Annotated in this window: 2 protein-coding genes; both read left to right on the top strand. The window is 45.1% G+C overall.

Annotated elements, in window-relative coordinates; translation table 11 throughout:
• On the top strand, window positions 1-339 hold a 339-nt coding region (locus A3729_RS25965; protein ID WP_231877508.1), incomplete at its 5' end, for a hypothetical protein.
• A gap of 95 nt (window positions 340-434) precedes the next feature.
• Window positions 435-938, top strand: a complete 504-nt coding sequence (locus tag A3729_RS25960) for a Tfp pilus assembly protein FimT/FimU (protein WP_068554219.1) — start codon at window positions 435-437, stop codon at window positions 936-938.
• The last annotated feature ends 48 nt before the right edge of the window (window positions 939-986 follow it).

The following is a 986-nucleotide window of genomic DNA, read 5'->3' as shown; positions in this document are numbered from 1 at the left end:
GAGTTTGTGGGCGCAAATCCGATGAACTGGGTTCAGGATGACGTGACGCACTATGTTGGAGAGCAAGCTTTAGAGGAAAGTCAGCACCTAGCGGGTGTTTGGGTATTTGACCCAAAACTAAGAGATATTGCTTATCAGCCGCGCGATGTGTCAGTAGAGAGTTTGCGAGCGCAATTGCAGGGGGAGTTCTCAAGGATTGTTAGCGATGAACCTGAATGGCAGCGCCAAAGATATTCGCAATGGTTGCAATTTAGAGTAGTTGGTCTATTGTCAAAGGATAAAGTTCAAGCGAATAAACATTCAGAATATGAAGGATTAGTTCTGCAGCTCATGCCGTAAACCATGAGCGCAGTTTCTGAAGCAGGTACTTGGTTTTCAAAAACGGGTTTTCAAAAACAGGTTTCAATTTACATTGATGAAGAGAGTTTGAAGTTATGAAAAAAATGTCCGGCTTTACATTAATTGAGTTAGTGGTCGTGATTGCCGTGCTAGCTATTCTTTCTGCGGTGGCCTTCCCGAAGTTTGCTGAGATTTCTGATGAGGCGCATCGATCGGCTGTTGAAGGCGCTGGTGGTAGTTTTACCTCGTCGGTTTCACTGGTTAGAGCCCAGTGGCTGGCAAACGGTACCCGTACCGCCATTACAGACTTACCTGGATATGGTGAACCAGATAATGTTATCGATGTTAGTGTCGATGGCTGGCCAACAGGCGTAAATGGTAACACCAACCCCAGTGGAATGACCGCTGCTGAGTGTAATGCACTGTGGGGGGCATTAATGAATACTAATGGCCTAACGACGTCGACAGCCGTGGGTGAAGACTACCTGACAACGGTGAATTCTGGTGATTGTCGATATACCTATCAGGCAACAGTTGATGGACATAACGTTGAGTATGACCCGAACACCGGCACTGTCTATACAGATATTCAGCCTTAAGCAGTTTTATTAAGAAAGTAAGCTTTGTTGTTACGATTTTTAAACAAA

The sequence above is a fragment of the Oleiphilus sp. HI0043 genome (genome assembly GCF_001634935.1).
Note: the sequence above shows the minus strand (reverse complement) of the source record. Positions and strands in the feature narration are given on the sequence as shown.

Bases quoted from the DNA above. Each gene is read 5' to 3' on its own strand.
- A3729_RS25960 (WP_068554219.1), top strand. From the start codon at position 435: ATGAAAAAAATGTCCGGCTTTACATTAATTGAGTTAGTGGTCGTGATT.